Annotated in this window: 5 protein-coding genes; 2 read left to right on the top strand and 3 right to left on the bottom strand. The window is 70.2% G+C overall.

Going from position 1 to position 6,000, the window contains the following annotated elements; genetic code table 11:
- Positions 1 to 214: 214 nt before the first annotated feature.
- Entirely contained in the window at positions 215 to 949 is a 735-nt protein-coding gene (locus tag FHS87_RS20265) for a segregation and condensation protein A (RefSeq protein WP_184521142.1), read from the bottom strand.
- Between the two features lie 43 nt (positions 950 to 992).
- Entirely contained in the window at positions 993 to 1,724 is a 732-nt protein-coding gene (locus FHS87_RS20260) for a hypothetical protein (protein WP_184521141.1), read from the bottom strand.
- Positions 1,725 to 1,752: 28 nt separating this feature from the next.
- Between FHS87_RS20260 and FHS87_RS20255 the strand changes: the two genes are divergently transcribed.
- Positions 1,753 to 1,947: a hypothetical protein gene (locus FHS87_RS20255; RefSeq protein WP_184520967.1), complete on the top strand. Its 195-nt coding sequence runs from the start codon at positions 1,753 to 1,755 to the stop codon at positions 1,945 to 1,947.
- 52 nt (positions 1,948 to 1,999) lie between these two features.
- Here FHS87_RS20255 and FHS87_RS20250 read toward each other — a convergent pair whose 3' ends face one another.
- A complete protein-coding gene (locus FHS87_RS20250) occupies positions 2,000 to 2,986 on the bottom strand; it encodes a tyrosine-type recombinase/integrase (protein WP_184521140.1) in 987 nt (328 codons plus the stop codon).
- Between the two features lie 448 nt (positions 2,987 to 3,434).
- On the opposite strand from FHS87_RS20250, the gene FHS87_RS20245 reads away from it, so the two are divergent.
- Positions 3,435 to 4,325, top strand: coding sequence for an IS110 family RNA-guided transposase (locus FHS87_RS20245; RefSeq protein ID WP_073140117.1), 891 nt, complete (start codon positions 3,435 to 3,437; stop codon positions 4,323 to 4,325).
- The last annotated feature ends 1,675 nt before the right edge of the window (positions 4,326 to 6,000 follow it).

Raw genomic sequence — 6,000 nt, 5'->3', positions numbered from 1 at the left:
TTTGCGCCACTCGCTGCCTTGGTGCTCTCGACACGTTTCGGGTTGCTGTCTGTGGGCGCTTATCTGCTCTCTGGCGCGATCTGTACCTTGGCAGCTCTGGCTTTCAACAAGGAATGGGCAAGCAGGGAGGTTTAGGTTTGACCTCTCTACGGCGAGGTGGCCCACCTCGGACAGTTCAGGAGAGGCACTGAAATCGTACGACTAGCGACTGGCCTCAGCTGGGCACACGGGCTCCCGTCAAGTGGATCGGCCCGAACGGGTCATGCTGCTCCAGCAGCAAGGCACCGCCCTGGGCCATCTCCAGCCCTGCCACAAAGGTACTGGCAAGGGCCGCCCGTATCCTGATTTGCCGGTCAGGGGTGTGGGCTGGGATGGGCGGTAGGCAGCGCTCCAGGGCGAGTTGACCCGGGTGCTGGCGAAGCAACCCGGCGATGCGCCGGAGCGCGTCCGGGATGCGCCAGAGGTCGGGAGGGCGGGGCTGGTACGTGGGCGTGGGCTCGGTGGCCCTCCCTTCCCTTCCCTCCAGCAGGACCAGCGTTGCCTCCAGGAAGGCGACATACAGCTCCGCCTGCGGTTGGGCCTGAGGTGGTGTGCTCTGTCCCCTGCTGAAGGTCTCCCGCCCGAGCTGCGGCCGCGCCGCGAGCCAGTCCGCCCCGGCCCGCATGCGGGCGAGCTCGCCCAGCAGCTCCAGCCGCCGAGCCGCGGTCGCCCTGGCGTCCTCGGCTTCCTCCGGGCTGCTCGGGGCCAGCAACTGCGCCTTGAGCAGCAGGAGCCCGCTGGCCATGACCAGCCAGTCCGCCCGGCGCTCGAGCGAGATCCGGCCTTCCCCGCCCTCGATGGCGTCCACCAGCTGATCGGTCAGGGTCAGGATCGAGAGCCGGCCGAGGTCGACCCGCTGGCGGCGGACCATCTCGAGCAGGAAGTCGAGCGGGCCCTCAAAGCCCTCCACGCTGAGCCGGGGTGCTGCGTGGGTTGGGGTGGACAGAGGAGCCTCAGCCACCCCGGTGCGCCCCAGCCCCTGCCCGGCGCTTGCGACCCTTCCGTTCCGGAGCGGGCGTCGGCCTCTCCTCGTCTACCTGCTGCTGAGAGCCCGGGTAGTGCGGCCGCAGATCAAAGGAGAGGTCGGGCCAGGCGCGGCGCAGGCGGGCCACTGCTTGCCAGGGCGACCAGTCGGCCGACCAGAAGCCGACCCGCAGCTGCCCCATCCTCTTCCTGCGCCCGTCCAGGGTGGAGGGCAGCACCTCGACGTGGCGCAGTGGCCGGGTCACGCCCCAGTAGTGGGTCCGGAGCCACCTCTTGCTCTCCTCCTCCTCCGGCCCGAGCGCCAGGATGCCGGGCGGCACGGGCAGGAGCCGGTGCAGGTCAAAGGGACAGCTCCGGTCCGAGCCTATCCGGGCCAGCGCGGCCTGGTGGTTGGCCGCCGCCGCGTCGCGCAGGCGCCGGGCCAGGACCTTGGCACCCGAGAGGCTGATCGCCCGCACCCCGTCCTGCGGGCCCGCCATGGGCAGGAGGAACTCCTCCTCGAGCGCGGCCAGGTCCAGCACCCAGGGCACCACACCTGGGCCGGCCGCCGCCGCCCGGAACGCCTCGACCCGCTCGGCGGGCCCGCCCACCTCCAGGGTGTTCCACAGCCAGTCCACCGGCACAGGGGTGGGCTGCCAGGGATGGGCCGACGCCTCCCCTGGCTCCGCGGCAGCGCTGGTCTCGCCCTCCTGACTTGGCATGTCTCGCCGGCGTCCTTAGAGGGCCGCCATGCTCGCGAAACAGCTCCGCCCCATGCAGGACCTCCCTGAACCCGTCGAGATCCGGGTCAGCAAGGAGGGCTCTGGCCGGAACAGCTGGCGCTGGTCGATCTGGCGCGGCACGACCCTCGTCTCCCGCGCCGCCCAGGGCTTCTCGGGTGCCGAGGCCGCGTATGAGGATGGCCGCCGCGTCCTGAACCGCTGACGCGCGGCACTGCGTGCCCGACCGCACGTCGCCCCCTGCCCTTCATCGCGCCTCACAGGTCGAGCAGCCGGGCGGGGCTGTCCCTGGTGATCCTGGCCCGGCGGCGGTAGCCCTGGGTGGTGGCGATGCTCTTCTGCCGGGCGTGGTGCATCACCTGCTCGTCGAGTGCGCCCTTGAGGTAGGCCTCGGTGATGAACCCCGCCCGGAGCCCGTGCGGGGACAACCGCTCGGCCTCGTCCACCGTCAGGCGAGCCATCTCCGCCCGCCGCCGCAGGACCCGCCACACCCCCTGCGGGCTCAGCCTCTCCTCCAGCGCCCCTCCGGGGCTGAGCCGGCGGAACACCGGGCCCCACTCGATGCGGGTGCGGCGGAGCCACTCCTCCATCGCCCGCACCGGGCAGGAGAGCGGGTTCAGCCCGCGCGGGATGCCGATGGTGGCCCCCTCCCCCTCCTGGTCACGCTTGGAGCGCGGGATCAGCACCGTCATCCCCTCCCCCGTGAAGCGCAGGTGCTCGCGGTCGATCGCGACGATCTCCGAGCGCCGCAGCGCCCCGGCAAAGCCGAGCAGCAGCAACGCCCGGTCGCGGTGGCCGGCCGTGTCGGTCCCGCAGGCGGCCAGCAGGCGCTTGACCTCGGCCGAGGTCAGCGCCGCGGCGGGACGCGAGGTCCTGCCGTGAGTCGCGAGAATGCCGCGCATGGTGGCCGCGATCGCCGGGTGCCGTGCCTCCCAGGGGTGGCCGGCTTGCCGGTGCTGGTGGGCGATGGCGGCGAGGCGCCGGCGCAGCCCACTGCGGCCGAGCGAGGCGGCGAGGCTCGCCAGATGCCCCGCGACCACGACCGGGGCGGCTGGGAGGGCGACTACCCCGCCCGCCTCGCACCAGAGAAGGAAGGCGCGCCAGTCCGACTCATAGGCCCGGCGCGTGTTGTCCGAGAGGGCGCGGCCGGCATAGCCGGCCGCCCGCGCCACCGCCTCCCCGACCGGGCCCGAGAGCACGGCCAGCGCCTCGGGCGGCAGCGCCTCGCCGGCTAGGCGCCGCACGGCTGGGAGGAGCAGCGGCCGGCCCCCTGCCCTGTCGGGCGGCGTCAACGGCCAGCCCTCGCCGGCTGACCCCTGAAAACCTCAGCAAACACTGGATCCTGTGTCCCTGTCGCGCCCAAGCCTCCGGCCCCCCTGCCCTCTCTGGCCAGCCGGACGGACGCCCCCGCGCCCGCCCCTGCCACCTCCCTCATGGTGCCAGGAGGGTCTCCTTGATGGCAATCCGGCACTCTCTCCCCCTCACGCACGATAATGGGGGATTATCGTGCCTGGGTGCCTGCCCAGAGCGGCTGAAACAGCCGGAACCCGGCCCCGCGGGGCATTGGGCCCGACCGTCCGCTCGATCCCTGCAGGCCTACGTAGAGGGGCGCCTTTTGGGCTCGTGCGCAACGGCAGGGTCGGGCCGAAAGCGGCACGGCCGCTTTTGAGGGCCTGATGCGGGAGAGACGACATTTGTTCAGCCAGCTCTGGGCTGCCAGGTTTGATCCGACTGCCGCACGACGAGGCCGGCCTCGCACAGGTCGCCACCGTCCTGGCCGGCCTGTCGCCCGCGCTCATCGTTCTCGAGGCCACCGGCGGCTACGAGGTCCGGCTGGCGGCCGACCTCGCCACCGCCGGCATGGCCGTCGCGGTGGTAAACCCGCGGCAGGTCCGCGACTTCGCCCGCGCCACGGGGCGACTGGCCAAGACCGATCGCATCGATGCCGCCCTCCTCGCCCTCTTCGCCGAGCGCATCCGACCCGAGCCCCGCCCACTTCCCGACGCCCTGGCGCAGGCTCTCACCGAACTGGTCGCCCGCAGGCGTCAGGTGGTCGAGATGACCGTCATGGAGGGCAACCGCCGACGCTGCGCCCGCAATCCCAAGGTCCGGGCCGCCATCGATGCGACGCTGGCCGTTCTGCGCGCTCAGCTCGCCAGCCTCGACGGGGACATCGAGGGCACCGTGCGCGCCTCGCCACTGTGGCGCGAAACCGAGAACCTGCTGACCTCCGTCCCTGGCATCGGCGACGTCACCGCCCGCACCCTCATTGCCGAGTTGCCCGAACTGGGCCAACTCGACCGGCGCAAGCTCGCCGCCCTGGTCGGTGTCGCCCCTGTCAACCGCGACAGCGGACAGTTCCGTGGGCACCGCGCTATCGCCGGCGGCCGCACCTCCCTTCGCAACACCCTCTTCATGGCCACCCTGGTTGCCGTCCGGCACAACGCCGTCCTACGCGCCCACTACCAGGCCCTTATCGCCCGCGGCCGACCCAAGAAGGTCGCCCTTGTCGCTTGCATCAGGCGTCTCCTGGGCATCCTCAACGCCATCGTCCGGACCAACACACCATGGCAACCCGCTTGACCAACAAGACGGTCGCTCAGGTCCTTCCGTCGGCGGCTCTGATGGTCAGTTGGTCATATGGCACGAGGGCCGTTACCTGCGCTGTTGAAGAAGCGTTTCGGGGCTCGGTCACACCATTCCGATGCTCCTGCCAAGAGGGCTCGTGTGATCATGGGGAGATTGGTGGATCGTGGCGTCGTCGAGCTACGGCAGCGGTTCGCACATGTCCACGCTGTCCTGTGAGCTGTTACAGCGCCGGGAGCCTGGCACCACTTACGTCGCACAGCGCCGCCCGGGTGGCCCGCCGTCGGCCCGAGCGCGGCAAGTGTTCTGCTTGAGTGCGAAAGCCGGAACGGGTGTCGCCCCAGAATAGCGGCCGGTCGAGAGACGCGTGGCGCCCCGTCGAGTGTGGCCTCCGGAACCAGACAGCGTCGAGGCGAGGCCGTGTACGCCCGCCCGGTGAGGCTCCCTCGATGCGGCGAGTGGTGTTTTCGGCCGGACGAAGGGGAACATCCGTGGCTGGTCGGAGGCGCCACGCGGCCTGCATGGTACTGCGGTTGAACTTGCTCAGGATGCCTTACCCCAATCCCCTATCTGGTTTCTGATCGGCCCGTACAGGTCGGGCGGTTGTTTGGCGAAGGGGCCAATTTGCCATATGACCAGCCGACCTCGTGGCCTCATGCTGGGCCTCGGGCCAACGGCGGCACGGTGAACCAGCCCCTTCGGCTGCGACCGCCCCTACTCCTCTGCTAAGGCCGGCATCCCGCCGTACTTTGGCCCGAAGCCGAGGGACTGGTTGTCGGCCTTGAGAACGTGGGGCCGGCGGTTGCAGCCGAGCGCCTCCGCCCTCGGTGACTGCCGTCGCACCTCGTGCGTTAGGGAGGATGGGCAGCAGCGTCGTACGGACGCGCCCTCCCCCCCTCGGGTCCCACACTCCCCGCGTCCTTAGACACCTAGCGGCGCTTTCGAATCTCTCCTCCAGAACGGGCGGGTGTTCCTCGCCCGTGTGCTTGGTCCTCGGTCTCGAATCATCCTTTCGCGAGGCCACGCGTATGTGCCTGCTCCTCGTTCCTGCGGCCGAGCGGTCCCTCCCCTGCTGTCCGGGATGCAGCTCAGCCCTTAACGGGACACGGCTCGAATCCGGCATAATCGAGCGAACGCCGTTCGGCCAGTTGGTCATATGACACAATGTCCAATGGACCTTTGGACACTCAGGTTCAGCCTCCACGCCGGCCGGTGGCAGCGGAGCTGCGTCGGCGGCGGATGGTCTGACTTCTACGGCTGCACAATCTGCGGTGCGCCAGGCGACCGTCACAGCCCCGACCAGCTGCGGGATGATTGCTGCCGGCGCGTCGGCGCGCGAGCCGGAGCACAAGATGGTGTAGGTGGGAAAACGCATTGCGCTTCCCTAAGGCCATATCGCCATATGGCCATAATCGGCATTTGACAGAGGGGTTTCAGGGGCATTCGCGTAGCCCTCAGTGGATTCGGAGTGGCCGCCTTCAACGGGGCCGGTCGATGTGTGCCTTCCTACGGTTCCGGGTGGCCACGTGCGTTCGTCGCCCCCCCTCGCACACCGCATGGGTCGGGCTTCCACTGCTTTGACGGGCAGGAAGGCGGGGCCGGAAGCGTTGGCGCGCGGAATATCGGGGGCTTTGTGTCGGCACCAGCTGGAGGGACAGTGCTGGATCTGTTC

This window comes from Muricoccus pecuniae (genome assembly GCF_014199205.1).
In the GTDB taxonomy this organism is placed as follows: domain Bacteria; phylum Pseudomonadota; class Alphaproteobacteria; order Acetobacterales; family Acetobacteraceae; genus Roseomonas; species Roseomonas pecuniae.
Note: the sequence above shows the minus strand (reverse complement) of the source record. Positions and strands in the feature narration are given on the sequence as shown.